Raw genomic sequence first — 26,951 nt, 5'->3', positions numbered from 1 at the left:
CCCGGAGTGATCTGTGGCCCTGCCCACATTTTTCCCCATCAAACCCACTAGACCATCATTTGCCACGTCCATCATTTCAAAACCCGGCGAGACGGGCAATTGCCTTGAATGACTCGGAGCCGTCCCCGACGGGCGGGAACCTTCCCACCCGGAGGTCGGCCGGTAGCCCCGACGGCTGATCCGCCGTCCGGTTGACGGCACCTCGTCCGAAGAGTCGAACGCCTCCACGGCAGCGGGCCCCGTTGCCGGCGGGTCGACCGGGAATGGGAGGGCACCCGCCCCCTCCACCGCGCCACGACGGAATGCACGAAGATGGCGAATACGTTTCCCGTACCGGGTGCCGTTGCCCCACGGCCGCCCGTCCGCAACACTCAGGGAGGTCCAGACCGGTGCTCGACCCACACGAGCTGTACCAGCTCACCGACGATCTGCCCGACCTCGGTCAGCCGGTGCTCATCCAGGCGCTGACCGGCTTCGTCGACGCCGGCAACGCCACCCGACTGGCCCGGGAACAGCTGCTCTCCAGCCTCGACGCCCAGACGGTCGCGACCTTCGACGTGGACCAGCTCTTCGACTACCGCTCCCGCCGCCCGGTGATGACCTTCGTCGAGGACCACTGGGAGCACTACGACGAGCCCAAGCTGGAGCTGCACCTGCTCCACGACGACGACGAGACCCCCTTCCTCCTGCTCACCGGCCCCGAGCCGGACCTGCAGTGGGAACGCTTCGTGGCCGCCGTCGGCCACCTCGCCGCCCGGCTGGACGTCCGGCTCACCGTGGGGCTCAACGCGATCCCGATGGCCGTACCGCACACCCGGCCGACCGGGGTGACCGCGCACGCCACCCGGCGCGAGCTGATCGCCGGCTACGAGCCGTGGTTGCAGCGGGTACAGGTGCCCGGCAGCGTCGGACACCTGCTGGAGTACCGGCTCGGCCAACGCGGGCGGGACGCGCTCGGCTTCGCCGCACACGTGCCGCACTACGTCGCGCAGACCGAGTATCCGGCGGCCGCCGAGGTGCTGCTCTCCTCGGTGTCCCGCAGCACCGGCCTGCTCCTGCCCAGCGACGGGCTCCGCTCGGCCGCCGAGGTGGTCCGGGTGGAGATCGACCGGCAGGTCGCCCAGACCGAGGACGCCGCCACCCTGGTCCAGGCTCTGGAGGAGCAGTACGACGCGTTCGCCCGGGGACGCGGCGGGAAGAACCTCCTCGCCTCGGAGACCGGCCCGCTGCCCACCGCCGACGAACTCGGCGCCGAGCTGGAGCGCTTCCTGGCCGAGCAGAGCCGGCCGGGCGACACGCCGGGCAGCTGACCGGCCCACGCCCGCCGGGCACGGGGGGCGGTGGTCGGGGACGCCCGCGCAGAGCACCCCGGGCAGCGTCGGGTGGTGACGGCGGGCCGGCGGGCGGACGGCCCCGCGATCAGGCAGGCTGGAGCCATGCGCCTGGCGACGTGGAACGTGAACTCGGTGAAGGCCCGGCTGCCCCGGCTGCTCGACTGGCTCGCCGACACCGCGCCGGACGTGGTCTGCCTCCAGGAGACCAAGTGCCCGGACGGCGCGTTCCCGGTGCCGGAGGTGGGCGAGCTGGGCTACACCGTGGCCAGCCACAGCGACGGCCGGTGGAACGGGGTGGCCGTCCTCTCCCGGGTGGGTCTGACCGACGTCACCGTCGGCTTCCCCGGCGAGCCGGGCTTCCCCGAGCCGGAGGCGCGGGCGATCTCGGCCACCTGTGCCGGGCTGCGGGTCTGGTCGATCTACGTACCGAACGGGCGCACCCCCGACGACCCGCACTACGCCTACAAGCTGGCCTGGTTCGCCGCGCTACGGGACGCGCTCGCCACCGAACTGCACGGCGGGTTGCCGGTGGCGGTCTGCGGGGACTTCAACGTCGCCCCCACCGACGACGACGTCTGGGACCCCACCGTCTTCGCGCACTCGACCCACGTGACGCCGGCCGAGCGGGCGGCCCTGGCCGCCCTGCGCGACCTCGGGCTGACCGACGTGGTGCCCACCCCGATGAAGGGCCCGCACCCGTTCACCTACTGGGACTACCGGGCCGGCATGTTCCACCAGAACAAGGGCATGCGGATCGACCTGGTGTACGCCTCCGCGCAGTTCGCCCACGCGGTCCGGACGGCGTACGTCGACCGGGAGGCCCGCAAGGGCAAGGGCCCGTCCGACCACGCCCCGATCGTGGTCGACGCCGACCTGGTCCCCGCCGTCGAACCCCTCTGACCGCGCCGGCCGTAGGGTGGACGACATGGCAGTCGTGAAGATCAACGCTATCGACGTCCCGCCGGGTGCCGGCGAGGAGCTGGAGCGCCGGTTCGCCGCCCGTGCCCGCGCGGTCGAGAACTCCCCGGGTTTCCTCGGGTTCGAGCTGCTCCGCCCGGTGGCCGGCGAGACCCGCTACTTCGTCTACACGAGGTGGGATTCGGAGGAGGCCTACCAGGCGTGGGCGTCCGGGCCGGCACGGGCCGCGCACAGCGGCGGCGAGGGCGGCGAACAGCGCCGGCCGGTCGCCACCGGGGCGAACCTGCTGGAGTTCGAGGTGGTGCAGTCGGTCCCCGGCACCCCGTGAGCCGCCGGCCTGCCGGTGCCACCTTCCGGCCGCCGGCAGGCCCCGTCGCGGGTCCTCGGCATCGGGTTTCCGGATCCGCGACGATTGCCGCACCGGGCGACAGTCTCCACTCATGACAACCGGACCAGCACCGGTCCGGTACGCACTGACCGGGAGATCGCTCGACATGACCGACCAGCAGCGCGGGAGCACCCGCGCCGACCGTAGGAACGACACCTGGGCGCGTATCCACGCCGAACGCGCCGCCCTGGCGACCGACCTCACCGGCCTGCCGGCTCAGCGGTTCGCGACGCCGTCGCTGTGCGCCGGGCTGACCGTACGCGAGGTGCTCGCCCACCTCACCGCCGCCGCCAGCCTCAACGGCTGGCAGTGGTTCGCCGGCGTCGTCCGCTGCCGGTTCGACTTCGACAAGCAGGTGACGATGCGCCTCAACGAGCAGTTGGGCGCGGACCCGGCCGAGACGCTGGAACGGTTCCGGGCCGTCGTCACGAGCCGCACCAAACCGCCGCTGCCGCTGCCGGCGATGCTCGGCGAGACGATCGTCCACGGTGAGGACATCCGCCGACCGTTGGGGCTGCGTCACGCGTACCCGATCGGGACGGTCACCAGGGTCGCCGAGTACTACCGGGAAACCGACCAGGTCGTCGTGGCGAAGGGCAGGATCGGCGGGCTGCGGCTCGTCGCCACCGATGGCCCGTTCGCCAGCGGTACCGGCCCACTGGTGTCGGGCACCACCCTCGCGTTGACGATGGCGATGACCGGGCGTGGCACGTACTGCGACGAACTCTCCGGTGCCGGCGTCCCGATCCTGCGCGACCGCATGGGATGAGGTGGCTGCTGGACACCGTGGGAGCGGGGCCGAGTCAGGCGCCACGGCCACGTGGGCGACGAACGCCCGCCCGACCACCGGCTCAGGAGTCGCGGAAGCCGACCAGGGTGGCGAAGGCGATGACGTTGTCGGCGTAGCCGACGCTGCCACCGACGAACCGGCCACCGCAGGTGATCAGCCGCAGGACAGGGCTCCGGTGATCGCCGTACACCCGGTCACCGGGGAGGGCGTTCTTGTCGAAGCGCTCCACCGAGGTGACCTCGAAGACGGCCACCGACCGGTCGTCCCGGGTCACCTCGATCCGGTCCCCCGGCCGGAGCCGGCGCAGCTCGTGGAAGACCGACGGGCCGGACGTGGTGTCCGCGTGCCCGACGATGATCGCCGGGCCGCTCTCCCCCGGCGTGGGACCGCCGTCGTACCAGCCGGTCTCCTGGTGCCGTTCCAGCGGGGGCACCGCGATGGTGCCGTCCGGGGCGAGACCGACCGGGGCCACCGGAGCGGTCACCCGGATCGCGGGCACGCTCAGGCTCACCGGCCGGCTCGCCGGCAACGGGTCGGTCGCGGCCCGCCCCGGCCCGGCGTCGGCGGCCAGGACGCTCCACGGTCGCCCCGCCGACCGGCCGAGCCCGACCCCGGTGACGAAGACCCCGAGCAGAACGAGCACCACGGCCAGCGGGACCCGCCAGCGACGGCCGTCCCCCCGCCGGGACGGCAGCTCCCGGACGGCGACGGTGGGTCGGGGCGTGGCGCGGACGGTGGACACGGCGATCAGCGGTGGGTCCGCGGTCCCCGTCGGCGGGTGGCCAGCATCGCCAGCACCAGTCCGGCGACGGTGATGCCCAGCCCGCCGGGCAGGATCAGCGCACCGAGGTCGGGGCCGCCGGCCGCGCCGCCGAACCCGGTCGCCGGCCCCCGGCTGGGGTGCGGCTGTGGGCGTCCGTCGTCCGGAGGTGGTGGCGGCTGGCCGCCGGCGGTGACGGTCAGCATGGTCGAGGCGTTCGGGCCCTCGGTGCAGAGCAGCTTGACCCGGTGCGTGCCCGGCCGGGTGTGCGCGGGGAGGGTCACCGTGCCGGCCAGGTACCCGTGCTGGGGGTGGACGGTGACGATGCCGAACGCGTCCGACTCGACGCTGGCCGGATCCCGGGTGGACCGGCAGCTCGCCCGGATGCCGACCAGCTCGCCGGGGCCCGCCCGGCTCGGTGTGAGCTGCACGTAGACGTCGGCGGCGCGGGCCGGCGCGGTGGCCACCAGCACGCCGGCGGCGGCGAGGAGCAGCCCCATCAGCACCACCGCGCCCCGGCGCGTGACTGACACCATGACCCCTCCCGGCCCCGTGGCCCGGGCCGGACACGGAGCACCCGGCCTGCCGTATGAGATGACTCGTCCTGCCCCGGCGGTACGCCGCGTCCGGCCGGTCGGTGGCGCTGGCGTAGGCTCGGGTCGCTGTGACCCCCATCGACCACGACCCGGCCGCCCCGACACCGTTCCGGGTACGCGCCACCGTCCGCACCTTCCACCCGCGCCGGGGTCGCCTCAGCAGCCGCCACCTCGACGCGTTGGACCGTCTCTGGCCGACGTACGGGCTCGCGGTGCCGGACGGGGCCGGACCCCCGGTCGACCTCGCCGACCTGTTCGGCCGCCGGGCCCCGGTGGTGCTGGAGATCGGTTCCGGGATGGGCGACGCGACCGCCGCGATGGCCGCCGCCGACCCGGATCGAGACTATCTCGCGGTCGAGGTGCACACCCCGGGAATCGCCAACCTCCTCGCCCTGGTGGAGCGACACGGGCTGGGCAACGTGCGGGTCGCCGACGGTGACGCGCTGGAGCTGGCCCGGCGGCTGCCGGAGGGGACGCTGGACGCGGTGCACGCCTACTTCCCCGACCCCTGGCCGAAGGCGCGGCACCACAAGCGCCGGTTGGTCCAGCCCGCCCACGTGGCGCTGCTGCGCTCCCGGCTCGTTCCCGGCGGCACGCTGCACTGCGCCACCGACTGGGCCGAGTACGCCGCCGCGATGCGCGAGACCCTCGACGCCGACCCGGAACTGGTCGACACCCGACCGGGTGACACCACCCGCCCGGCACACCGCCCGGTCACCAAGTTCGAGCGCCGTGCCCTGCTCGCCGGCCGCCCGGTCACCGACCTGGTCTACCGCCGCCGCGCGCACTGAGGTGGTGGTGGCAGGGCGCTGAGGTGGTAGCAGGGGTCCCCTGTTACTCGTTTTTGTCGTGCAGGGGGCCCCTGCTACCACCAAGGCGGTCGCGGCGGGCAGGATGGACCGGTTATGACGCTCACCGCCGCGCTGCCGAACAGCGCCGACCCCGATGCCCTGTACGACGCGTTCGCCGGTTGGGCGAAGGAGCGCGGCCTCGACCTCTACCCCCACCAGGAGGAGGCGGTCATCGAGATCGTCTCCGGCGCGAACGTGATCATGAATACGCCGACCGGGTCGGGCAAGAGCCTGGTCGCGATCGCGGCGCACTTCGCCGCCCTGGCCGATGACCGGACGACCTTCTACACCGCGCCGATCAAGGCCCTGGTCTCGGAGAAGTTCTTCGCGCTCTGCGAGGTCTTCGGCGCCGACAACGTCGGCATGCTCACCGGCGACGCGAGCGTCAACGCGGACGCCCCGATCATCTGCTGCACCGCCGAGATCCTGGCCAACCTCGCCCTGCGCGAGGGCACGAAGGCCGACGTCGGTCAGGTGATCATGGACGAGTTCCACTTCTACTCCGAGCCGGACCGGGGTTGGGCCTGGCAGGTGCCGCTGATCGAGCTGCCCCAGGCGCAGTTCGTGCTGATGTCGGCCACCCTCGGCGACACCACCCGCTTCGTCGACGACCTGACCCGCCGTACCGGGCGACCGACCGCCGTCGTGCGCTCGGCCGAACGGCCGGTCCCGCTGCTGTTCTCGTACGTGACCACGCCGATGCACGAGACCCTGGAGGAACTGCTCACCACGAAGCAGGCCCCGGTGTACGTCGTGCACTTCACCCAGGCCGCCGCGCTGGAGCGCGCCCAGGCGCTGATGAGTGTCAACGTGTCCACCCGGGCCGAGAAGGACATGATCGCCGAGGCCATCGGCCGGTTCCGGTTCACCTCCGGCTTCGGCAAGACCCTGTCCCGGCTGGTCCGGCACGGCATCGGCGTGCACCACGCCGGCATGCTGCCCAAGTACCGCCGGCTGGTGGAGACCCTCGCCCAGGCCGGGCTGCTCAAGGTCATCTGCGGCACCGACACCCTCGGCGTCGGCATCAACGTGCCCATCCGCACCGTGCTCTTCACCGGCCTGAGCAAGTACGACGGGGTGCGGACCCGGCTGCTCAAGGCACGCGAGTTCCACCAGATCGCCGGCCGGGCCGGACGGGCCGGGTTCGACACGATCGGGCGGGTGGTGGTGCAGGCCCCCGAGCACGTCATCGAGAACGAGAAGGCCCTCGCCAAGGCCGGTGACGATCCGAAGAAGCGGCGCAAGGTGGTGAAGAAGAAGCCGCCGGAGGGCTCGATCGGCTGGGGCGAGCCGACCTTCCAGCGGCTGGTCGAGTCGGAGCCGGAGCCGTTGACCTCCAGCTTCCAGGTCAGCCACTCGATGCTGCTCAACGTCATCGGCCGCCCCGGGGACGCGTTCGCCGCGATGCGCCACCTGCTCACCGACAACCACGAGGACGCCGCCGCCCAGCGCCGGCACATCCGTCGGGCGATCGCGATCTACCGCGCGCTGCTGGCCGGCGGGGTGGTCGAGCAGCTCGACGAGCCCGACGAGACCGGCCGGCGGGTCCGGCTCACCGTGGACCTCCAGCTCGACTTCGCGCTCAACCAGCCGCTCTCCCCGCTGGCCCTGGCCACCATCGAACTGCTCGACGCCGAGTCGCCGTCGTACGCCCTGGACGTGCTGAGCGTGGTGGAGTCGATCCTGGACGACCCGCGCCAGGTGCTCTCCGCGCAGCAGTTCAAGGCGCGCGGCGAGGCGGTCGCCGCGATGAAGGCCGAGGGCATCGAGTACGAGGCCCGCCTCGAACTGCTCGACGAGGTGACCTGGCCCAAGCCCCTCGCCGAACTGCTGGACGCCGCGTACGAGATGTACCGGCGGGGGCACCCGTGGGTCGCCGACCACCAGCTCTCGCCGAAGTCCGTCGTCCGGGACATGTACGAGCGGGCGATGACCTTCACCGAGTACGTGCAGTTCTACGGCCTGTCCCGCTCCGAGGGGCTGGTGCTGCGCTACCTCGCCGACGCGTACAAGACGCTGCGGCAGACCGTGCCCGAGGACGCCAAGACCGAGGAGCTGGTCGACCTCATCGAGTGGCTGGGCGAGCTGGTCCGCCAGGTCGACTCCAGCCTGATCGACGAGTGGGAGCGGCTGCGCAACCCCTCCGACGCGGCCGAGGCCGCCGAGGCCCTGGACGACCGGGTGCCGGCGGTGACCCGCAACGCCCGCGCGTTCCGGGTGCTGGTCCGCAACGCGCTGTTCCGCCGGGTGGAGCTGGCCGCGCTGCGCCGGTGGGACCTACTCGGCGAACTCGACGCGGCGGACGGCTGGAACGCCGACGCCTGGGCCGACGCGCTGGAGCCGTACTTCGCGACGTACGACGCCATCGGCACCGGGCCGGACGCCCGTGGCCCGGCGCTGCTGCTGATCGACCAGACGTCGGCGCAGCGGTGGACGGTGCGGCAGATCCTGGACGACCCGGAGGGCGACCACGACTGGGGTATCAGCGCCGAGATCGACCTGGCCGCCTCGGACGAGGTCGGCGCGGCCGTCGTGCGGGTCACCGACGTCGGACAGCTCTGACGGAGGGCGGTCGGGTCATCCGGTCGCCGGGCCGCTCTGACGGGAGGCCGTCGGGTCATCCGGTCGCCGGGTGACCCGACCGGCCGTCGACCGGCGGGTCGGCCGGGCCGGGCGAACCGCCACCGGGCGGACCGTCGCCGGGCGGACCGTCGCCGGGCGGACCGTCGCCGGTCAGTCGGCCGACCGCCGACAACCGCCGGACCAGCGCGTCGTGCGGTACGGCGTGACTGGTCCGGCCGCCCACACCGGTGGTGGTGACGGCGGTCAGCAGGGAGTTGAGCAGTGCTTCCTCGACCGCGTCCAGGACGGCGGCGAAGACCGGGTCGATATCGGCGTCGCGGATCGGCGGCTCGTCCGCTGGCGCCGTGCTGAACGCGATCGCGTAGTCGCCGCTGCCGTGGCTGTAGGACGCCCCGACCCGGCCCATCGCGAAGACCGCCCGCCGGGCGACCCGGCCGAGCTGTCGGGCGTCCAGGGGCAGGTCGGTGGCGACCACGATCATGCACGAGTTGCCCGGCGGGGTGGCCCGATCGGCCTCCGGGACCAGCTCCTCGACCGGCATCGGGACGCCGAGGACGGTCAGCACGCCGCCGAAGTTCGACTGGACGAGGACGCCGACCGTCGCCGGGCGCGCGGCCACCCGGACGGTCCGGGACGAGGTGCCGATGCCGGCCTTGTAACCGAGGGCCGTGGTGCCGGTGCCGGCTCCGACGCAGCCCTCCGCCGGCGGATCGGCGGACGCCCCGGCGAGGGCGGCCAGCACGTGTGCCGCAGCGACGGGGCGGCGACGGATGTCGGAGAGGTGGCCGTCGTTGGTCTCACCGACCAGGGGATTGAACGACACGCCGTCCGGTCGCCGGTCCATCAGGTGCCCCAGCAGCGCGTCCGCGACCCGGAACACCGACAGCGTGGCGGTCAGGACGATCGGTGACTCCAGGACGCCGAGTTCGTCGACCTGGGTGGAGCCGACGAGCTTGCCGTAGCCGTTGCCGCAGTGGACGGCGGCCGGCAGGGTCCACCGCCCGGGGCCGAGTTCCGCCGGTACGACCGCGGTGACGCCGGTGTGCACGTCCGCGCCGTCGTCGAGGGTGGTGTGTCCGACCCGGACCCCGGGGACGTCGGTGATCGCGTTGTGCCGCCCGGTGGGCAGGGTGCCCACGACGATGCCGAGGTCGCGGGCGCGTCGACTCGCCTGGTTCATGGTCCTCCTGTCGGCGGGGCCGGTGGTCGGCGGGTTGCGCGGGCAACGGACGAGCCGTCCCGGTTGGCACCGGAAGCGGTTCCGACGCCACCCCGGCGGGTCGCGAGCACGGTGGACGCGAGTGCCACCGCGGCCGTGCCGGCCGCACACCACATCATCGCTGTGAAGGTGTGCGGGACCACCCACTCGGCGACCACGACCAGGCCGACCGTCACCGCCCACAGCGGTGCCGACGGCCACCGCGTGCCCGCCGCCACCTTGGCATTGACCAGCACGAACACCAGCGCGTACAGGGCGCCGGTGACGGCGAAGACCGGCGCGTGGCGGCCGAGGCCGACGTAGTCGGCGCCGCCGGCCAACCGGAACGCCAGCCCGCCCGCGAGCGCCGACGCCGCCACCAGCACGGCTCCGCAGCCGGTCACCAGCCCGACGGCGGTCGTGAGCGCCCGCCGGTCACCCTGGGCCAGGCGCGGGAGCGCCAGCACCGTGACCACCTGCGGCGCCCACAGTGCTCCCTTGGTGAGCACCGTCCCGACCGCGTACCCGCCCGAGGCGTCCGCCGGCAGCAGGTGGCGGGCCAGGATCAGGTCGGCGTAGGAGACGACGAGCATCGCGAGCGTCGCCGAGCCGGCGGTGAGGACCTGACGGGCGGTGACGCGGTGGCCGCCCGCCACGCCGGCCGGCGACCGGGCCAGGTGGGCCAGCACCGGCGGGACCAGCAGCGCGACGGCGGTACCCGCCAGGACGGATCCGGACAGTCCCGCGCCGAGCAGCAGGCCGACGATCAGGCCCCCGTACCGGCCGGCGGCCAGCACCGCCATGCCGAGCGCCAGGCGCAGGAAGCGCTCGTCGCCCTGCAGCTCGCCCAGCCACCGGCCGGCCGCCACCACGGCACCGGTGTGCACCGCGAGCAGCAGCGTCACGGCCGGCGGCAGGTCCAGCAGCGCGCTCGACACCGGCGTCAGGACGACCACGGCGCCGGCACAGCCGGCTGCGGTCAGCCAGCCGATCCGGCCGCTCGCCGCGCCGGGCGCGCGGGCCCGCTGGATCGCGACGGCGATCTGCAGCCCCACTCCGGGCACGCCGGCGATCGCCGCGATCGCGAGGACGGTGGCCAGCGCGCCCAGGTCGCCGGGGCTGAGCTGGCGGGCGCCGAGGACGGGCACCAGGTAGCCGAGCGCGTTGGCCGCCGCACCCGCCACGGCCACCGCCGCGCCGGAAACACCGATGCGCCGCCGGGTGGAGGTCGTCATAGTCGTGGCACGGCTAACGTGGGGGTGCGAGGCGATGTCCGGGACCGGCGACTTCCTGGTGTGGGTCCAGCAGAACGGCGGCCCACGACGGTCCGATCTGGTCGACGAGGTACGCAGCCGGCTGGGCATCGCCGTCGCGGACGTCTACCGCACCTGGGCCGACGGGTTCGGGGTCCACATCGCGCCCGAGCGGGCCGCGGGACTGACGGAGGACGCCGAGGTCCGGCGGGTCGTCGCCGACGAGCCCGGTCGGCCGGCACCCTACTGGCCGAGCACGGCACCCAACGTCGTCGCCGGCAGCTACCTCGTGTGGATGGCGGAGGGCAGCGACCCGGTCGGGCTCACCCGGCAGCTGGACATCAGGCCGACCGGGCTGTTCCGGATCTCCTTCACCGGTTTCAGCGCCAACCTGACCGATGAGCAGCGCGAACTCGTCCGCCGCAGCCCCGGCGTGCGGGTGGTGCTCGACAACGCGGTGCACGGCGTCTAGAGACGGCCGTCGTGCACGGCGCGGGTGACCCACGGGATCACCTCGTCGAGCATGGTGTCGAGGCTGGTCGTCGCGGTGAAGCCGAGGACGTCGCGGGCCTTGGCGACGTCCGGCACCCGCCTGGTCACGTCGTGCGCGAACGGCTCGTCGCTGACGTACCGGAACGGCACGTCCGGTCCCTTGATCTTCCGCCAGATCAGCTCGGCCAGCTCCAGCACGGTGGTCGACTCGGCGGTGGAGAGGTTGAAGTCCTCGTTGCGCGCCGCCTCGTGCTCCATCGCCACCGCGATCCCGCGTGCCAGGTCGCCGCCGTAGGTGTAGTGGCGCACCTGCTCGCCGGTGCCGAGGACGTGCAACGGGTCCTGCCCCTTGACGATCTTCTGCACCAGGTCGGGCACCACGTGCGACATCGCCAGCTTGACGTTCCCGGAGAGCACCTCCGCCTCGCCGAGCGCGCGTCCCTCCCCCACACCGACGCAGTTGAACGGCCGCACGATCGTGTACGGCAGCCGGTACTGGTCCCACGCCGCCCGCGCGTAGTACTCGACCGCCAGCTTCTGGAAGCCGTAGGAGGAGAGCGGTGGCGGGATGCGCCGCTCGTCGCCCTCCCGGCTGGGCCAGCGGTCGGTCGACTCGTACACCATGGACGAGGAGACGTAGGTGACCTTGCGCAGCCGGCCGGCCCGGTACGCCGCGATCGCCGCGTCGCAGGACGCCGCCATGATCCGCTCGTTGGTGGCGAGCAGGTCGTAGGCGTACGCGTGGAAGTAGGAGATCCCGCCGATCATCGCGGCACCGGCCACGAAGTGGTCGCAGTCGGCGAGCAGGTCGGCGAGCAGCCCGGCGTCGCGGGCGTCGCCCTCGACGAACCGGTAGCGGGGGTGGTCGTCGTAGCTGTGCGCCACCGGGCCGTACTTCGAGTGGTCGTCGAGCCCCACCACCTCGTGCCCTCGGCCCAGCAACTCCTCGACCAGGTAGCCGCCGATGAAGCCCGCCGAGCCGGTGACCAGCACCGTCGCCATCCGTGTCTCCTCTACCGTGCCGCGTCGATGTCGGTCGCCACGCCCGGTGCGGGTGCCGGCGCGGACCCGGCCGGCGCGGGGCGGCGCGCCGCCCAGCGCGCGGCGAGCTGCTCCGGGGTCAGCCGCCGTCCGAAGGCGAAGAAGTACCAGCGCAGGTAGCTGGGCAAGAACCGCCCCACGTCGAAACGCGACTCGCCGAGCTGCCGGTCCAGCCAGATCGTCGGGATCTCGGCGACCGGGCGGCGCAGCCGGGTCGCCTTCGCGGTCAGCTCGATGCCGATCTCGAAGCCGGTCCGGGACTCGATGCCGACCTCGCGGACGAAGTCGGTGTCGTACGCCTTGAAGCTGTTCGTCGCGTCGCGGGTGCCGACCCGGGCCAGCAGCCGCAGGGTGCGCCCGGCCCACCGGGAGGCCATCCGCTTGAACCGCGGCCCGCCGACCTGCTGCCCGCCGGGCATGTAGCGGGACGCGGCGGCGACCACCACGCCCCGGTCGACGAGCCGGGCCAGCTCGTCGATCTGCCGTGGGTCGTCGCAGCCGTCGGCCATCGTCACCACGGCGACCGGCGCGCGCGCCGCGTCGATGCCGAACCGGATCGCGTTGGCCGGCCCGGGGCCGTACGTGTTGAGCACCGGGCGGACCCGCGGGTCGCGGAGGGCCACCTCCCGGGCGTACGGGACCGTGGTGTCCTCGGGCATGTCGTGCACGATGAGCACCTCGGCCGGCAGCAGCACCTCGCGCAGGATGCGGTCGAGGCAGCGGACGATGTCGGCTCCCTCGTTGTAGACCGGGATGACCACCGTTACCCGGGGTCTCATACCCGTACGCCCCGCCCGGTCAGGCCCCACATGTCGACCAGTGGCCGGTCGGTGTCGAGGTCGGCGTAGTCGGCGTGTGGTGCGGCGATCACCAGCAGGTCGGCCCGGTCGAGCACGTCGGCGAGGGGCAGGAACCGGTCGTCGACCACGTACGGATCGGTGCACAGGGTCTCCCGCGCCTTGACCGTCAGGATCTTGCGCAGCTTGTAGGCCAGGCTGTTGCGGGGGTCGTCGCTGCCGCCCTTGAAGGCCATGCCCAGGATGCCGACGGTCATCCCGGCGAGGTCGAACCGGTCCTCCAGCCGGGACACCAGGTACAACGGCAGGCCCTCGTTGATCAGCATCGCCGAGTGGCCGAGCACGAAGTTGTTCCGGTTGAACGCGGCCAGCTGCATGGTGTCCTTCAGCAGGCACGGTCCGGCGGCGAAGCCGGGCATCGGCAGGTCGGCGGCGCGCGGGTAGTCGAACGCGACGGCATGCCGGATCCGGGCGAAGTCGAGGCCGAAGTCGTTGGCCATCATCCAGAACTGGTTGGCGGTCGCGAACTTCACGTACCGCCAGGTGTTGGTGAACAGCTTCGCCAGTTCGGCCTCCTCCGGCTCCAGCACGACGATCGAGTCGGTGAGCCGGCGGAAGAGCGTCTCCGCGCGTGCCAACGCCCGTGGGGTCCGGGCCGCGACGATCTGCGGCAGCGTGAACAGCTCGGTCATCGCCCGGCCCTCGGCGATCCGCTCCGGACAGAACGCCACGTCGACCGCGAGGCCCCGGCTGGCCAGCAGTTTCTCGGTCAGCGCCGTCACGCCCGGGTAGACCGTGCTGCGCAGGACCACCAACTGCCCGTCGCGCAGGTGCTCGGCGCAGCGTTCCAACGCCCGGGGCACCGCGCCGAGGTCCGGGTTGAGGTGCTCGTCGACCGGGGTGCCGACGACCACGACCAGCGCGTCGGCCAGACCGACGCTCGCCGCCTCCGTGCTCGCGCGCAGCCGGCCGGCGGCCAGTGCCTCGGTCAGTGGTTGCGCGGCACCCTCCTCGGCGAAGGGCAACGCACCGGAGTTGACCCGGTCGACCGCGGCGGCGTCGATGTCGTACAGCACGACGCTCATCCCCCGGGACGCCAGCGCGATTCCCAGCGGCAGACCGACCCGACCACAGCCGCCCACGACGCAGACGTCGACCGTCGCCGCACCATCCGCCCGCGTCATCGCCGCACCCTTCGATCGGCCCGGCGCGGGATTCCCACGCTGGTCAGTGCAGGTTACTGGCGAGGAAACCTCGGGTCTACCCACCCGGGGGAAAGGGTCTAAGGTTCCACACCATGGCCGGCACCCTGTCCACGGAACTCAGCTCGCGGTTCGCCGCCGTGCTGCCGGCCCGCGCCGTCGGCGCCGCCGTCCGGTTCGCCTATCCACGGGTCGAGCCGGAACTTGCCCGCCTCGCCTCCTACGCGCCACGCGGCGGCACCGCGCTGGACGTCGGCGCCTGGTACGGGCCGTGGACCCGTGGCCTGCGGCGGCTGGCCGACCGGGTGGTGGCGGTGGAGCCGGCTGCCGAGCTGGCCCGGTGCGTGGCGGTTGCCTACCCCGACGTACGGGTCGTCGAGGCGGTGGCCTCCGACCGGCCGGGCACGGTGGAGCTGTTCGTTCCCGCCGGTGGTCCCGGTGTCGGCACCTCGTCCGTGGAGCACGGTGACGGGCCCTCGGTCACCGTCGACCGGATCACCGTGGACGACCTCGGTCTCACCGACGTGCGGTTCGTCAAGCTCGACGTCGAGGGACACGAACTCCCGGCGCTGCACGGCGGCGAGCGCACCATCCGGCGGGACGGCCCACTCCTGCTCGTCGAACTCGAGGAGCGGATCCAGCCGATCGCCCCGGTGCTCGAACTGCTCGCCGGCTGGGGCTACCGCCCGTACGTCATGCCGGGCGACCGGTGGGTGCCGCTGGCCGACTTCGACCTGGTCGCGCACCAGCGGACGGCGGTCGGCCGGGTGGCGCAGAGCTTCGCCCGGCGGGTCGTCGCCCCTCATCCGCGCTACGTCAACATGGTCCTGTTCCGTCGCGAAGGGTCGTCTCCTTGACCGCGCAGCCGGCGACCGTGGCCACGCCCGGCACCACCGTCGCCAGGGGACGCGTCGACCCGATCCACGTCGCCGCCGCAGTGCTGATCACGGCGAGCGTGCTCTGGCGGGCCTCGATCACCACCCGGGGCTTCCTCACCGCCGACGACTTCCCCCTCGTCGCCCAGGCCGACGCCGGTGGTCCGCATCCGGACCACCTGTTCTCGCTCTACAACAACCACCTCATGCCGGCCGCCCGGCTGCTCACCTGGGTCACCCACCGGCTGACCGAGTACGAGTACTGGCCGTACGCCACGCTGATGCTGATCGGGCAGGTGGCGGTCAGCGTCGCCTTCTACCGGCTGTTGCGTCTCCTGCTCCCGACGACCTGGGCCCTGCTGGTGCCGCTGTGCCTGTTCGTGTTCAACCCGCTGACGCTGGAGGTCACCGCCTGGTGGGCGGTGGGGATCAACCTGCTGCCGATGCAGTTGGCCATGATCGTGGCCATCGGGGCGCAGGTGCGCTACCTCCGTACCGGTCGGCGTCGGCACCTGGTCACGCTCGGCGCGTCGGTCGTCGTCGCGCTGCTCTTCTTCGAGAAGGCGTTGCTGGTGGTCGCGGCGGTCTTCCTGCTGACGCTCTGCCTGTACGCGCCGGGCGGGCCGGTGCGGGCGGTGCTGACGACGGTCCGCCGCTGGTGGCCCGCCTGGCTGGTGCTCACCGGAATCTCCGTGGCGTACCTCGCCGGCTACCTGTCGGTGTCGGCCTCGTCGCTCCGCGCGCCGGTCTCGGCGGCCGAGGTCGGCACCTTCCTCCAGCAGTTCTACGGGCAGTCCCTGCCGGCGGGGCTGGTCGGCGGCCCGTGGACCTGGCTCGACGGCGCGGACGGCCCCGCTCTCGTCGCCCCGACCCGGCCCGCCCAGTGGGCCTCGTGGGCGATGGTCGCGGCGTTCGCCGGGTTCACGGTGTGGCTGCGGCGTCGGGTGGCCGTCCGGGCGTGGCTCCTGCTGGCGCTCTACTCCGGGCTGGGCGCCGGGCTGATCGGCGTCACCCGGCTCGGGTCCGGGTTCAGCGGGGTGGCCGGTCTGGTGCCGCGCTACCTCGGCGACGTGCTGCTGGTCGCGGCGCTCTGCGTCGGCGTGGCGCTGTGCGGCCTGCGCCGGGGCGAGCCGGACACCTCAGAGCTCGACGCCGCAGGGCCGGACGGTGCGGGGCCGGAGGGCGCCGAGCCCGAGGGTGCCGCGGGACCGGTGCCGCTCCGCGCCCGCCCCCAGCGGTTCGTCACCGCGCTCGCCGTCGGCCTGGTCCTGCTGCTCGGCAGCAGCGTCCACAGCGGTGTCGACTTCGGCACCGACTGGCGCGACAAGGCCGGGCGCGACTACCTGAACACGGCCCGCACCGACCTGGCCACGGCCGAGCCGGGGACCGTGTTCATGGACCAGCCGGTACCCGAGAGGGTGGTTCCCGGGTTGTCCCACCCGTGGAACCTCCAGTCGCGGTTCTTCGCCCCGCTCGACGACGATCCGGTCTTCGTGACCAGGGCCCGCAGGCTGTGGGTCTTCGACGACGCCGGCCACGTCCGCCCGGCCTGGGTCAAGGGCGTCCGGGCGGAACGCGGGCCGGCACCCGGCTGCGGCTACCAGGTCAGGGTGGACCGGCCGGCGCGGATCCCACTGGAGTCCACGGTCGTGGACTACTGGCAGGTGGTGCGGATCGGGTACCTCAGCGACCGGGACACCGTCGCGACGTTCCGCCTCGGCGACGGCGAGACCGTGCCGTTCGACGTGCACCGTGGACTCAACGCGATGTTCCTGCTCGTGTCGGGCGGCGGCGACGAGGTCCAGCTCGCGGTGAGCGACCCGGCGGCGTCGCTCTGCACCGACGAGATCGAGATCGGCGCGCTGGTGCCGCAGCCGGTCGGGTAGCCGGTGCCCCGCCGGCTGGTCCCGCACGTCGTGCCGCACGCCGTCGCGGCGGCGATCACCGCCGTGGTGCTCGCCCCACTGGCCCGGCCCGGCTACGTGCTCCGCTACGACATGGTCTTCGTGCCCCGCCAGCCGCTGAGCTGGGAGATGGTCGCGCCGGCCGACGCGCTGCCGCGTGCCGTGCCCCTGGACGCGCTGGTGTCGGTCGCCAACCTGGTCGCACCGGGCTGGTTGGTGCAGCGGATCGCGCTGGTCGCCGTCGTCTACCTGGCGGCGCTCGGGATGGCCCGGCTGGTGCCGACCGGACGCACGCTCACCCGCGTGGCCGGGGCGTTCGCCTACGCCTGGACGCCGTACCTCGCCGAGCGGCTGCTGCTCGGGCAGTGGGGGCTGCTGCTGGCGTACGCGGCCCTGCCCTGGCTGGTCGCCGCGGTGCGGGACGTACGCACCGGCCGATCCGGCGGGCTGGCCCGTCTGGTGCTGGCGGCGGCACCGGCCGCGGTGACCCCGACCGGCGGCGTGATCGCGTTCGGCACCGTCGCGGTGCTGCTGCCCGGCGGTTTCGCGGGCTGGCGCCGGGTGACCGTCGCCGCCCTCGGCGCGGTCGCCGCGCTCAACGCGCCCTGGCTGGTCGCGGCGACGACGAGCGCCGCCGGTGGCCGGTCGGACCCGGACGGGATCGCCGCGTTCGCCGCGCGGGCCGAGAACTGGGGCGGCGTGTGGACCGCGCTGGCCGGCACCGGCGGCATCTGGAACGCGCAGACCGTTCCGGTCAGCCGGGCCTCACCACTCGTACCCGTCGCGACACTGGTGCTGCTCGCCGTGGCCGTGGTGGGTGTGCGGGAGTTGCGCCGGCGATGGCCGGGCGACACCGGGCGGCTGGGGCTCCTCGCGGTGGGCGCGTTCCTGCTCGCCGGGGCGGGCACCCCGGGCGGCGCACCGGTCCTCCGGTGGCTGGTCGGCGCGGTGCCGGGAGCCGGGCTGCTGCGCGACGGCCAGAAGTTCCTGATCCCGTACGCGGTTCTGCTCGCGCTGGGGGTGGCCCTCGGCGCCGAGGTGCTCGCCGGCCGGTTGGCCGGTCGCCTCGACGCCGGCACGGGCCGGGTCGTGCTGGTCGCGGCCGCGCTGCTGCCGGTGGCGATCCTGCCCGACCTGGCCTTCGGGGCCGCCGGAGCGCTCCGGCCGGTGCGCTACCCGGCCGACTGGAATGCGGTGGCGGCACAGGTCGCCGCCGCCCCAGGTGAGGTGCTCTCGCTGCCCTTCGAGGGCTACCAGCGCTATCCGTGGACCGGCGGCACGGTGGTGCGCGACCCCACGCCGCGCTATCTGGACTCGCCGGTGCTGATGAACGACGCGCTGCGGGTCGGCGACGTGACGGTCGACGGCGAGAACCCCCGGGCGGCGCGGGCCCGCGCCGTCCTGGACTCCGGCGGGCCGGTCGCCGAACTGGGGGTCCGGTGGGTGCTGATCCGGCGCGAGCCGGACGTCGCGCCACCCGCACCGGTCCTCGCCGGGCTGCGCCCGGTCTTCGCCGGTCCGCACCTCGAACTCTGGGAGAACCCGGCCGCCGGCCCGCCGCCGCAGGCCGGCCGACGGTGGCCGGCGGCGTCCGCCCATCTGGTCGCCGCCGGCATCGTGATCTTCGTTCTCGCTGCCCTGCTGCGGAGCCGGCGAAGATCGTGGTATGGTCCGCGCACTCACCAACCCGAGGAGGGAAGCCATGGCTAGGCTGGCCACGTTCGCCGTCGCCGCCGTCCTCGGCGCGGCGCTGGGTCTCATCGGCATCGTCGCGACGGTCGGAGCGGTGAGCCCGTCCGCCGACCACGTCGCGGAGGAGACCACCGTCGACCCGGCGCCGAAGCTCTACGGCACCCGCTGATCCGTCAGCCTCTCCGGCACCCGCTGATCCGTCAGCCTCTACGGCACCCGCTGGTCCGCTAGCCGAGGTGTGCTCGCCGGCAGCTCTGCGGCGACCAGTGCGGCGAATGCCGCCCCCGACACCGACCAGGTGAAACGCCGCGCGTAGGCCCCGGCCGCCGCACCCATCTCCGCGCGTCGGTCCGGGTCCAGCAACAACGCCCGGACCACCCGCAGGAACTGGACCTCGTCGTCCACCAGCACGCCGGTCCGCCCGTCGGCCATCGCCTCCGCGACGCCACCGGCCGAGCGGAACGCGACGGACGGGGTGCCCCGGGCACCGGCCTCCACGATGGTCAGCCCCCAGCCCTCCTTGAGCGACGGCACCAGCGACAACCACGAGCGGCACAGCAGTTCGTGCTTGCGCTCCTCGGAGACGAACCCGGTGAACCGGACCCGGTCCGTGATGCCGAGGTCGGCGGCCAGCTCGCGCAGTGGCTGGTCCCACCAGCCCTGGCCGGCCACCACCAGCTCCAGTTCCGGCAGCTCGGCGGCGAGCAGCGCGGTGGCGCGCAGGGCCAGCTCCACCCGCTTGTGCGGCACGAGCCGGCCGAGCACCACCAGGCTCGGGTGGGCGGTACGCGGCACCGGCGGGCCGACGACGGCCGGCGTCCCGTTGTGGACGATCACGATGCGGTGCGGGTCGACGCCGAGTTCGGCGAGTTCCCCTCGGGTCGACTCGGACACGGTGACGTACCGGCAGGTCCGGTAGATCCGCACCGCCAGCCGCGACTCGATCCACCAGCCGATCCGGGCCATCCACGGGCCGAAGACCACCGGCCACTGCTCCCGGTGCACATGGTGGACGAGCGCGATGACCGGCCGGCGGGCGTAGACCCGGCTGAGGAACGGCAGGCCGTTGCACACGTCGACGATCAGGTCCGGCCGGCCGAGCCGCCGGCGGGCGAGCGGACCGACACCGAGGGCGCCGGCCAGGTAGACCAGGGCCGCGTACAGGTAGACCGTGTGGCGGCCACCGCGGCGCACCATCCGCACACCCGTCGGGGTGGTCTCCAGGGCGGCACCGTCCGGGTGCGCCTGACAGAAGAGGGTGGCACGGTAACCGTGCGTAACCAATTCGGCGGCGACCCGCTCGAGGAAGACCTCCGACCCACCACCCTCCGGATGCCGGGTGTCTCGCCAGCTCAGGAACAGGACGTGATGACCAGAGGCATCGGTCATGGCCAACTCATCCATCCCCTACTTGCGAGTAAGATCCGCGGTTGCGTCACACTAGGTCGCCGTACAGAGATCCGCAATGGTGACGACGAGGAGGGCGCGTGGCCGACCGGTCCCTGCGAGCCCGGCCCGAGTTCTGGCCGGTCCTGCTGCTGAGCGTCGCGTTGGTCGCCGTCCTCGGCGGTTGGGGCTCGGCCACCTACCTCGAACGGACCCGGCGTGAGCCGCCGTGTACGCGACGGACCGAGCTGCGGATCGCGGCGGCGCCGAGCATCGCGCCGCCCGCCCGACTGGTGGCACGCGAACTGACCACCCGGGACCGTTGCCTCGACGTGGTGGTGGAGGCACGCGAGTCCGCGGACGTCCTCCGTGACCTGGCGCGCGCGACGCCCGGCGGTACGGGGACCGGGGCGACTCCGCCGCCCGCCACGGCCCCGGCCGCGACCCCCACCGCACCTCCGGACGCCTGGCTCCCGGAGTCGACGCTGTGGCTGCGCCGCGCCCGTGCCGCCGGCGCCTTCCAGGTACCGGCGGAGGGTGTCTCCGTGGCGAGCACGCCCGTCGTGCTGTCGCTCGACGAGCGGTCAGCCGCCCGGCTCGGCTCACGCGAGCGCCCCCTCGGCTGGGCCGGGCTGGTCGCCGCCCGACGCCCGCCGCTGCACGTCGTGCTGCCCGACCCGACGAACAGTCCTCTCGGTTTCGGCGCGCTGGTGGGCGTCCGCGCGCTCGCCGACTCCGCCCAACCGACGGCCGGCGCGGCCGGCGCGGCGGCGATCATGCGTCGACTGGCGTCCCGCACGGTGGCGCTGCCCGGCGAGGCACCGCCCGCGCCCACCGGCCCCGGCGCGGCCGAGTCCGCGGTCGTCAGCACCGAACAGGCGATCCTCCTGGACGCCGCCGACGGCGGCACACGCCAGGTCGCCGTCTATCCGCCGAAACCCGTACCCGGGCCGGACTACCCGTACGCGGTCCTGGCCACCGGCGCGCGGCGCGAGGGGGCCGCCGCCCTCCTGCGCGGACTGCTCGCGGCCGAGGGCACGGCGGCTTTGACCGGTCACGGCCTGCGGACCACGACCGGAGGGCCGCCCGCCGGCATCCCGGCCGGCAGGGGGATCCGCACCGACGGCTACCCACCCGCGGCCCTACCCGCCGAGACGGACGCGGCCGCGCTGCTCGACGCGTGGGGCGGGGTGCACATCAGTGCCCGGATGCTCGCGGTCCTGGACATCTCCGGATCGATGGCCGCGCGCCTGCCGGGGTCGACGCAGACCCGGCTCTCCGCCACGATCAGGGCCGCCCAGGGCGGCGCGCGGCTGCTGCTGGACACCACCGAGCTGGGCGTCTGGGCGTTCTCCACCGACCTGGACGGCGAGCGTGACTACCGCGAGGTGGTACCGGTGGGACCGGTCGGCCCGCGCCGCGCGGAGATCGTGGCGGCGCTCGACCGGGTACGGGTCAAGCCGAACGGCGCGACCGGGCTCTACGACACCACACTCGCCGCGTACCGCGACGCGACCCGGAACTGGACCGCCGGGCGGATCAACATGGTGCTGGTCCTGACCGACGGCAAGGACGACAACGCCAGCGGGATCAGCCGCGCCGAGCTGCTCCGCGAGCTGGCCGGGCTGCGCGACAAGCGCCGTCCGGTGCCGATCCTGTTCATCGGTGTCGGCCCGGAGATCGACCCGGCCGAACTCGACCAGATCGCCCGCGCCACGGGCGGACGGGTCGCGCTGACCCGGCAGCCGTCCGGCATCCAGCAGATCTTCTTCACCGCGCTGGCCGAGTTCAGCTGCCTACCGCCGGAGTGCCGCCGATGACGTCCGCCGTTTCCCGGCACCGCGCGCCGGCCGCCCCCCGACCGGCCGGGGGCGCCGATGCCGTGGACCACCGCCGGCGCCCGGCCACTGTGGCCGGCGCGCTGCTCCTCGTCGTGGTCGCCGCCCTCCAGCGCCCCGGCCGGACCACCTTCGACACCAAGCTGGACCTGGCCGTCGACCCGCTCGGGTTCATGGGCCGGGCGCTGCACCTGTGGAACCCGGAGGCGGCCTCCGGGGAACTCCAGCAGCAGGCGTACGGCTACCTGTTCCCGATGGGGCCGTTCTTCGCCGCCGGTGACCTGCTCGGCCTCCCCCCGTGGGTGACCCAGCGCGCCTGGTGCGCGGTGCTGCTCTGCGCCGGTTATCTCGGCGTGGTGCTGCTCGCCCGGGCGCTGCGGATCGGCACCGAGCCCGGACGACTGCTGGCCGGGCTGGCGTACGCGCTGGCGCCCCGGATGCTGACCGAGATCGGCCCGCTCTCCTCGGAGATGCTGCCCGTGGTCGTGTTGCCGTGGGTGCTGCTGCCGTTGGTGGCGGTACGCCGCATCGGCTCGGCGCGGCGCGCGGCGGCCCTGTCCGGGCTCGCCGTGCTGTTCATGGGCGGCATCAACGCCGCCGCCACGGTGATGGCGCTGGTGCTGCCCGCCCTCTGGCTGGCGACCCGACGCCGGGACCGGCACCTGGCCGCCCTCACCGCCTGGTGGTGCGTCTTCGTGGCGGGCGCGACCCTGTGGTGGGTGGCGCCGCTGCTGCTGTTCGGGCAGTACAGCCTGCCGTTCCTGGACTACATCGAGTCCTCGGCGACGACCACCGCGGTGACCTCGCTCTTCCAGGCCGTCCGGGGCACGAACCAGTGGGTCGGCTACGTCGTCCAGGGTGAACCGTGGTGGCCGGCCGGCTGGCTGCTCGTCGACCACCCCGTCCTGATGGCGGCGACCGCGCTGCTCGCCCTGGTCGGCCTGGTCGGGCTCGCCCTGCGTGACCTGCCCGAGCGCCGGTTCCTGGTGTTCGGCGTGCTGGCCGGGCTGGCCCTGCTGACCACCGGCTACCTCGGCACGCTGGACAGCCCGTTCGCCCCGGTCGTCCGGGACCTGCTCGACGGGCCGCTCGCGCCGCTGCGCAACGTGCACAAGTTCGAGCCGGTGCTGCGGCTGCCGCTGGTGCTCGGCCTCGCCCACGCGGCCGGCCACCTGGCCGAGCGGCGTCGGGTGCCCATCCACCCGGCACCGGTCGTGGCGGTTCTGCTCCTTGTCGCGTCCGCGCCCGCCTGGCTGCTCATGCTGCGGCCAGGACCGGGCTGGACCGACCTGCCCGCCCACTGGCGGCAGGCGGCCGACTGGCTCGCCACGCAGGACCCGCAGGCCCGGACGTTGGTGGTCCCCGGGTCCGGCTTCGCACAGCACACCTGGGGCCGGACGGTCGACGAGCCGATCCAGCCGCTGGCCGGTGCCCCCTGGGCGACCCGGCACCAGATCCCGCTCGGATCCGAGGGCAACATCCGGGTGATGGACACCGTCGAGGCGGTCCTGGCGCAGGGCCGGGGCTCGCCGGCGCTCGCCGACTTCCTGGCCCGCTCCGGCTACCGCTACCTGCTGGTCCGCCACGACGTCGACCGGGCGGCCACCGGTGCCCCGCCGGTCGCGGTGCTCCGGCAGGCGGTCGCGGGTTCGCCGGGGCTGCGACCGGCCGCGTCGTTCGGTCCCCGGGTCGGGGTCGACGATCCGCAGCGCAGCCCGGTCGACGCGGCGGCGTCCGTACCGGCGATCGAGATCTTCGCGGTCGACCGCGCGGTGCCGACCGTGTCGGTGTCGGCCCGCGCCGACGTGCCGGTGCTCAGCGGCGGCCCCGAGTCGCTGCTCGGGGTCCTCGAACAGGGCCTGCTCGACCCGCGAACGCCGGTCGTGCTGACCGGCGACACAGGACCGTCCGGCGCGGCCGGCGAGCCCGGCCCCCGCATCGTCACCGACGGGCTGCGCCGGCGCGAACTGAACGTGGGCCGGATGCGGGACAACGTCAGCCACACCCTCACCGCCGACGAGGAGACCCGGCAGGGACGGGTCCGCAGCGACCTGCTCCCGTTCCCCGGCGCCGGGCACCAGACCGTCGCCGCGTACCAGGGCATCCGGTCGGTGGACGCGTCCAGCGGCGGCAGCTTCGCCGACACCGTCGGCGGCACCGAGCCGTCGTACCTGCCGTTCGCCGCGCTCGACGGCGACCCCGCCACCGCCTGGCGCTCGGATCCGTTCCAACCGGCTCCGGGACAGTGGCTGGAGGTGGCCCTCGACACCCCCCGGCGGGTCACCGAGGTGACCGTCGACTTCTCCGACGACCTGCGCCGGGCGCTCCCCGTCGGACTGGTCCGGGTGAGCACCGACCAGGGCACGGTCGACCGGACGCTGCCGGACACCCCCGGGCCGCACCGGCTCGAGACGCTGCCCGGACTGACCACGACCGTACGGGTGACGGTGCTGGCCGTACGGGAGGGCTACGGCAGCCGGGGCGGCGCGGTGGCGCTGCGCGAGTTCGGCATCCCCGGGCTGGCCGCCCAGCGCGGGCTGCGCGCCCCGGCGGACCTGCGCGGGACGGCAGCACCGGCGTACGTATTCGGCCGCGCCCCACAGGAGCGCGGCGCCTGTTTCACCGGCCCGGACGGGCTGCGCTGCGACCAGTTCCTGTCCCGCGCGGGCGAGGAGCCGCTGGGCGTGGACCGGTTCTTCGCCACACCGGTCGACGCCACGTACGACCTGCGCCTGACCGCGCGACCGCGCCCGGGCGGGACGATGCCGGTGAACCGGCCGGTGACCGCCTCGGCGTCGTCGGTCCTCACCGGGGACGTCGCGGTCGCCGCCCACGCGGCCGTGGACGGCGACCCGGCAACGGCCTGGCTCGCCGAACCGGTCGACGACGTGCCGACGCTGCGTCTGGCATGGAAGGGGCCACGGGCCGTCGACCGACTGCGGCTGGTCACGCCGGCGGCACCGGTGTCCGCCCGGCCCCGGCAGATCGCCCTGCGCACACCGGCAGGGGTGACCACCGCGACGGTCGGCGCGGACGGCTGGTTCCGCTTCCCGGCGCTGACCACCAACCGGCTGGAGATCGCGGTGACCGCGTCCGACGACGCGTTGGTCGACCCACGCGGCAGCAGGTGGCCGGCTCCGGTCGGGGTCGCCGAGGTCGAGGTGCCCGCCCTCGCCGGCCTTCTCTCGCCGGCCAGCGCCGGTACGCGGGTGGCGACGCCGTGCGGCGGCGGCCCGACGGTGGAACTCGACGGCGTCACCTACCTGACCGCGGTCTCCGGCACCCTGGCGGACCTGCGTGCCGGTCGGTCGCTGCCGGTGCGGGTCTGCGACGACTTCGCGAGCGAGGGGGTACCGCTGCCCGCTGGCGAGCACCGCCTGCGCACCGTACCGTCGACCGCCTTCGTGGTGGACCAGGCGGCACTCGTCCCGGACGGGACCGCCCCGGCGACGCCGGCCCGGACGCGCGCCGCACAGGTCGACCGGTGGGCCGCCACCGAGCGGGCGGTGACGATCGGCGCGGGCGACACGGCGCTGCTCGTGGTGCCGGAGAACTTCAACGCCGGCTGGACCGCGACGCTGGACGGCCAGCGGCTGCGGGCCGTCCGGGTCGACGGGTGGCAGCAGGCGTTCGAGGTACCGGCCGGCAGCGGCGGCGCCGTCACGCTCCGGTTCGCCCCGGACCGGCCCTACCGGGCCGGGCTGGCTGCCGGTGCCGCCGCCGTGCTGGTCGTCGGCCTCGCCGCGCTCGTGCCGGCCGGTCGGCGCCGCCGGTCGATCGACGGCCCGGCGGCGGACCGGCCGGCCGGTGCCGGCGGGTGGTGGGTCGCGGTACCGCTGATGGCGCTCACGGTCGCCCTCGGCGGCGTGGCGGCGGCTGCCCTGCTGCTCGCCACCATGCTGGTACGCCAGTTACGGCCGGGTGCGCTGCCGGGGATCGCGTTCGTGGCGGGCGGCGGCGGTGTCGCGGTGGCCGTCCTGGGCCGCCTGCTGGGGCACGGGCAGGACTGGGCGTACGGGACCGTCGTGCAGGCGGCGATGCTCACGGCGGTGTGCGCCGTCGCGGCGACCGTGGTGCCGGCCGCCGGCCGCCCGCCCGAGGCCGGCACCGTGCCGTCGCCGGATCCGTCGCCCGAGGACCGGGCGGGTGCAGCGTACGGCTGGTCGGGTGTGTCGGCGGCGCACCACCCGGGGCACGGCCGTCCTGCCCAGCCCGGGCCGCCGGGCGAGGAGCGGCACCGGGCGACCCTCGGCCGGTCGGTCGCGCTGTTCCGCGGCTTCCTGCACGAACAGTCCGACCCTGACCGGTTCTACTCGCTGCTCGCCATCGACTCCGTCCGGCAACTGCGCAGCTACGTGGGCCTGGCCGGGGCGCGGGTCCTCGACGTCGGCGGCGGGCCCGGCTACTTCGCCAACGAGTTCCGCAGGGCCGGCGCGGCGTACGTCGGTCTGGACCCGGCGGTCGGCGACTTCGCCGCGGCCGGCGCGGCGGTGTCGGGCATGGTGCGGGGCAGCGGGACCGCGCTACCGGTACGGTCCGGCGGGGTGGACGTCTGCTACTCGTCCAACGTGCTCGAACACGTCGCGGAGCCCGAGGCGATGCTGGACGAGATGGTCCGGGTGACCCGCCCAGGCGGTACCGTCTTCGTCTCGTTCACCCCGTGGCTGTCCCCCTGGGGCGGCCACGAGACCTCGCCGTGGCACTTCCTGGGCGGCGAGCGGGCCCGGCGGCGCTACCTGCGCCGCACCGGCCGGGAACCGAAGAACCGGTACGGGCACACCCTGTTCCCGGTCAGTGCCGCGCGGACCATGCGGTGGGCCCGTGCGGCCCGACGTGCCGGCGTCGTCGAGATCGTCGACGTGCTGCCCCGGTACCACCCCGCGTGGGCACGGTGGGTGGCCCGGATACCGACGCTGCGTGAGACGCTGACCTGGAATTTCACGGTGGTTCTCCGAAAGACCACATCGAGGACAGGAAGATCCGTTCAGGGGTCGCCTCCGGATGTGACCCGGTAGTAACCTCTCGCCAGCCGGCACGCGGTCCGCCTGCCGAA

General features: G+C 74.0%; 21 protein-coding genes. 13 read left to right on the top strand and 8 right to left on the bottom strand.

Annotation, left to right across the window (positions count from 1 at the left end):
• The first annotated feature begins 389 nt into the window (after positions 1–389).
• From IGA62_RS22365 to IGA62_RS22350, 4 genes are all read left to right on the top strand, one after another.
• Positions 390–1,310, top strand: coding sequence for a proteasome assembly chaperone family protein (locus tag IGA62_RS22365; protein WP_145818984.1), 921 nt, complete (start codon positions 390–392; stop codon positions 1,308–1,310).
• A gap of 126 nt (positions 1,311–1,436) precedes the next feature.
• A complete protein-coding gene (locus IGA62_RS22360) occupies positions 1,437–2,234 on the top strand; it encodes an exodeoxyribonuclease III (protein ID WP_145818985.1) in 798 nt (265 codons plus the stop codon).
• 25 nt (positions 2,235–2,259) lie between these two features.
• Positions 2,260–2,580 (top strand): antibiotic biosynthesis monooxygenase family protein, encoded by a 321-nt coding sequence (locus tag IGA62_RS22355; RefSeq protein WP_145818986.1) that lies wholly within the window; start codon positions 2,260–2,262, stop codon positions 2,578–2,580.
• 112 nt (positions 2,581–2,692) lie between these two features.
• A complete protein-coding gene (locus tag IGA62_RS22350) occupies positions 2,693–3,409 on the top strand; it encodes a maleylpyruvate isomerase family mycothiol-dependent enzyme (RefSeq protein ID WP_232624742.1) in 717 nt (238 codons plus the stop codon).
• An 82-nt stretch (positions 3,410–3,491) separates the two neighbouring features.
• Here IGA62_RS22350 and IGA62_RS30245 read toward each other — a convergent pair whose 3' ends face one another.
• Positions 3,492–4,172, bottom strand: a complete 681-nt coding sequence (locus tag IGA62_RS30245; RefSeq protein ID WP_377465148.1) for a class F sortase — start codon at positions 4,170–4,172, stop codon at positions 3,492–3,494.
• Positions 4,173–4,177: 5 nt separating this feature from the next.
• A complete protein-coding gene (locus IGA62_RS30240; protein ID WP_145818988.1) occupies positions 4,178–4,726 on the bottom strand; it encodes a hypothetical protein in 549 nt (182 codons plus the stop codon).
• Between the two features lie 128 nt (positions 4,727–4,854).
• Here IGA62_RS30240 and trmB point away from each other — a divergent pair, with 128 nt between their 5' ends.
• Positions 4,855–5,577 (top strand): tRNA (guanosine(46)-N7)-methyltransferase TrmB, encoded by a 723-nt coding sequence (gene trmB, locus IGA62_RS22340; protein ID WP_377465150.1) that lies wholly within the window; start codon positions 4,855–4,857, stop codon positions 5,575–5,577.
• A 114-nt stretch (positions 5,578–5,691) separates the two neighbouring features.
• The gene (locus tag IGA62_RS22335) at positions 5,692–8,199 is read left to right on the top strand and encodes a DEAD/DEAH box helicase (protein WP_145818989.1); all 2,508 of its coding nucleotides are present in this window, start codon (positions 5,692–5,694) and stop codon (positions 8,197–8,199) included.
• Positions 8,200–8,254: 55 nt separating this feature from the next.
• Here the strand turns inward: IGA62_RS22335 and IGA62_RS22330 are convergent, their stop codons facing one another.
• Together IGA62_RS22330 and IGA62_RS22325 are read right to left on the bottom strand one after the other, a co-directional pair.
• Positions 8,255–9,400: a P1 family peptidase gene (locus IGA62_RS22330; RefSeq protein ID WP_145818990.1), complete on the bottom strand. Its 1,146-nt coding sequence runs from the start codon at positions 9,398–9,400 to the stop codon at positions 8,255–8,257.
• Entirely contained in the window at positions 9,397–10,653 is a 1,257-nt protein-coding gene (locus tag IGA62_RS22325; RefSeq protein WP_145818991.1) for a polysaccharide biosynthesis protein, read from the bottom strand. Before IGA62_RS22325 ends, IGA62_RS22330 begins: the two co-directional genes overlap by 4 nt.
• Before the next feature lie 34 nt (positions 10,654–10,687).
• On the opposite strand from IGA62_RS22325, the gene IGA62_RS22320 reads away from it, so the two are divergent.
• Complete coding sequence (locus IGA62_RS22320) at positions 10,688–11,143, top strand: protease inhibitor I9 family protein (protein ID WP_186499947.1); 456 nt, start codon at positions 10,688–10,690, stop codon at positions 11,141–11,143.
• On the opposite strand, the gene IGA62_RS22315 is transcribed toward IGA62_RS22320, so the two are convergent.
• From IGA62_RS22315 to IGA62_RS22305, 3 genes are read right to left on the bottom strand one after another with little or no spacing between them, the layout of a single operon-like run.
• Positions 11,140–12,165 carry an NAD-dependent epimerase/dehydratase family protein gene (locus tag IGA62_RS22315; RefSeq protein ID WP_145818993.1) on the bottom strand — a complete coding sequence of 342 codons (1,026 nt, stop codon included), beginning with the start codon at positions 12,163–12,165 and terminating at the stop codon, positions 11,140–11,142. The genes IGA62_RS22320 and IGA62_RS22315 overlap by 4 nt on opposite strands.
• A gap of 11 nt (positions 12,166–12,176) precedes the next feature.
• A complete protein-coding gene (locus tag IGA62_RS22310) occupies positions 12,177–12,983 on the bottom strand; it encodes a glycosyltransferase family 2 protein (RefSeq protein ID WP_145818994.1) in 807 nt (268 codons plus the stop codon).
• On the bottom strand, positions 12,980–14,185 hold the full coding sequence (locus IGA62_RS22305) for a nucleotide sugar dehydrogenase (protein ID WP_145818995.1): 1,206 nt from the start codon (positions 14,183–14,185) through the stop codon (positions 12,980–12,982). The genes IGA62_RS22310 and IGA62_RS22305 overlap by 4 nt, the downstream gene beginning before the upstream one ends.
• Positions 14,186–14,298: 113 nt before the next feature.
• On the opposite strand from IGA62_RS22305, the gene IGA62_RS22300 reads away from it, so the two are divergent.
• From IGA62_RS22300 to IGA62_RS22285, 4 genes are read left to right on the top strand one after another with little or no spacing between them, the layout of a single operon-like run.
• On the top strand, positions 14,299–15,060 hold the full coding sequence (locus IGA62_RS22300) for an FkbM family methyltransferase (RefSeq protein WP_145818996.1): 762 nt from the start codon (positions 14,299–14,301) through the stop codon (positions 15,058–15,060).
• Positions 15,057–16,964 (top strand): hypothetical protein, encoded by a 1,908-nt coding sequence (locus IGA62_RS22295; RefSeq protein ID WP_145818997.1) that lies wholly within the window; start codon positions 15,057–15,059, stop codon positions 16,962–16,964. The genes IGA62_RS22300 and IGA62_RS22295 overlap by 4 nt, the downstream gene beginning before the upstream one ends.
• 3 nt (positions 16,965–16,967) lie before the next feature.
• On the top strand, positions 16,968–18,692 hold the full coding sequence (locus IGA62_RS22290; RefSeq protein ID WP_145818998.1) for a hypothetical protein: 1,725 nt from the start codon (positions 16,968–16,970) through the stop codon (positions 18,690–18,692).
• Positions 18,685–18,843, top strand: coding sequence for a hypothetical protein (locus IGA62_RS22285; RefSeq protein ID WP_186499949.1), 159 nt, complete (start codon positions 18,685–18,687; stop codon positions 18,841–18,843). The genes IGA62_RS22290 and IGA62_RS22285 overlap by 8 nt, the downstream gene beginning before the upstream one ends.
• A 38-nt stretch (positions 18,844–18,881) precedes the next feature.
• Here the strand turns inward: IGA62_RS22285 and IGA62_RS22280 are convergent, their stop codons facing one another.
• Positions 18,882–20,063, bottom strand: coding sequence for a glycosyltransferase family 4 protein (locus tag IGA62_RS22280; RefSeq protein ID WP_145818999.1), 1,182 nt, complete (start codon positions 20,061–20,063; stop codon positions 18,882–18,884).
• 98 nt (positions 20,064–20,161) lie between these two features.
• Here IGA62_RS22280 and IGA62_RS22275 point away from each other — a divergent pair, with 98 nt between their 5' ends.
• Positions 20,162–21,880 carry a substrate-binding domain-containing protein gene (locus tag IGA62_RS22275; RefSeq protein ID WP_145819000.1) on the top strand — a complete coding sequence of 573 codons (1,719 nt, stop codon included), beginning with the start codon at positions 20,162–20,164 and terminating at the stop codon, positions 21,878–21,880.
• Positions 21,877–26,913 carry an alpha-(1->3)-arabinofuranosyltransferase domain-containing protein gene (locus IGA62_RS22270; protein WP_190289196.1) on the top strand — a complete coding sequence of 1,679 codons (5,037 nt, stop codon included), beginning with the start codon at positions 21,877–21,879 and terminating at the stop codon, positions 26,911–26,913. Before IGA62_RS22275 ends, IGA62_RS22270 begins: the two co-directional genes overlap by 4 nt.
• Positions 26,914–26,951 lie beyond the last annotated feature (38 nt).

This window comes from Micromonospora sagamiensis (genome assembly GCF_014680085.1).
Classification (GTDB): Bacteria; Actinomycetota; Actinomycetes; order Mycobacteriales; family Micromonosporaceae; genus Micromonospora; species Micromonospora inyonensis.
This window is presented reverse-complemented; position numbering and strand designations above follow the sequence as displayed.

What these genes read in the sequence shown, in the direction of transcription:
- IGA62_RS30240 (WP_145818988.1), bottom strand. Translation starts at nt 4,726, where the DNA reads ATGGTGTCAGTCACGCGCCGGGGCGCGGTGGTGCTGATGGGGCTGCTC.
- IGA62_RS22335 (WP_145818989.1), top strand. Translation starts at nt 5,692, where the DNA reads ATGACGCTCACCGCCGCGCTGCCGAACAGCGCCGACCCCGATGCCCTG.
- IGA62_RS22310 (WP_145818994.1), bottom strand. Translation starts at nt 12,983, where the DNA reads ATGAGACCCCGGGTAACGGTGGTCATCCCGGTCTACAACGAGGGAGCC.
- IGA62_RS22305 (WP_145818995.1), bottom strand. Translation starts at nt 14,185, where the DNA reads ATGACGCGGGCGGATGGTGCGGCGACGGTCGACGTCTGCGTCGTGGGC.
- IGA62_RS22280 (WP_145818999.1), bottom strand. Translation starts at nt 20,063, where the DNA reads ATGACCGATGCCTCTGGTCATCACGTCCTGTTCCTGAGCTGGCGAGAC.
- IGA62_RS22325 (WP_145818991.1), bottom strand. Translation starts at nt 10,653, where the DNA reads ATGACGACCTCCACCCGGCGGCGCATCGGTGTTTCCGGCGCGGCGGTG.
- IGA62_RS22320 (WP_186499947.1), top strand. Translation starts at nt 10,688, where the DNA reads ATGTCCGGGACCGGCGACTTCCTGGTGTGGGTCCAGCAGAACGGCGGC.
- IGA62_RS22300 (WP_145818996.1), top strand. Translation starts at nt 14,299, where the DNA reads ATGGCCGGCACCCTGTCCACGGAACTCAGCTCGCGGTTCGCCGCCGTG.
- IGA62_RS22355 (WP_145818986.1), top strand. Translation starts at nt 2,260, where the DNA reads ATGGCAGTCGTGAAGATCAACGCTATCGACGTCCCGCCGGGTGCCGGC.
- IGA62_RS22350 (WP_232624742.1), top strand. Translation starts at nt 2,693, where the DNA reads ATGACAACCGGACCAGCACCGGTCCGGTACGCACTGACCGGGAGATCG.
- IGA62_RS22285 (WP_186499949.1), top strand. Translation starts at nt 18,685, where the DNA reads ATGGCTAGGCTGGCCACGTTCGCCGTCGCCGCCGTCCTCGGCGCGGCG.
- IGA62_RS22270 (WP_190289196.1), top strand. Translation starts at nt 21,877, where the DNA reads ATGACGTCCGCCGTTTCCCGGCACCGCGCGCCGGCCGCCCCCCGACCG.
- IGA62_RS22330 (WP_145818990.1), bottom strand. Translation starts at nt 9,400, where the DNA reads ATGAACCAGGCGAGTCGACGCGCCCGCGACCTCGGCATCGTCGTGGGC.
- IGA62_RS22315 (WP_145818993.1), bottom strand. Translation starts at nt 12,165, where the DNA reads ATGGCGACGGTGCTGGTCACCGGCTCGGCGGGCTTCATCGGCGGCTAC.
- IGA62_RS22360 (WP_145818985.1), top strand. Translation starts at nt 1,437, where the DNA reads ATGCGCCTGGCGACGTGGAACGTGAACTCGGTGAAGGCCCGGCTGCCC.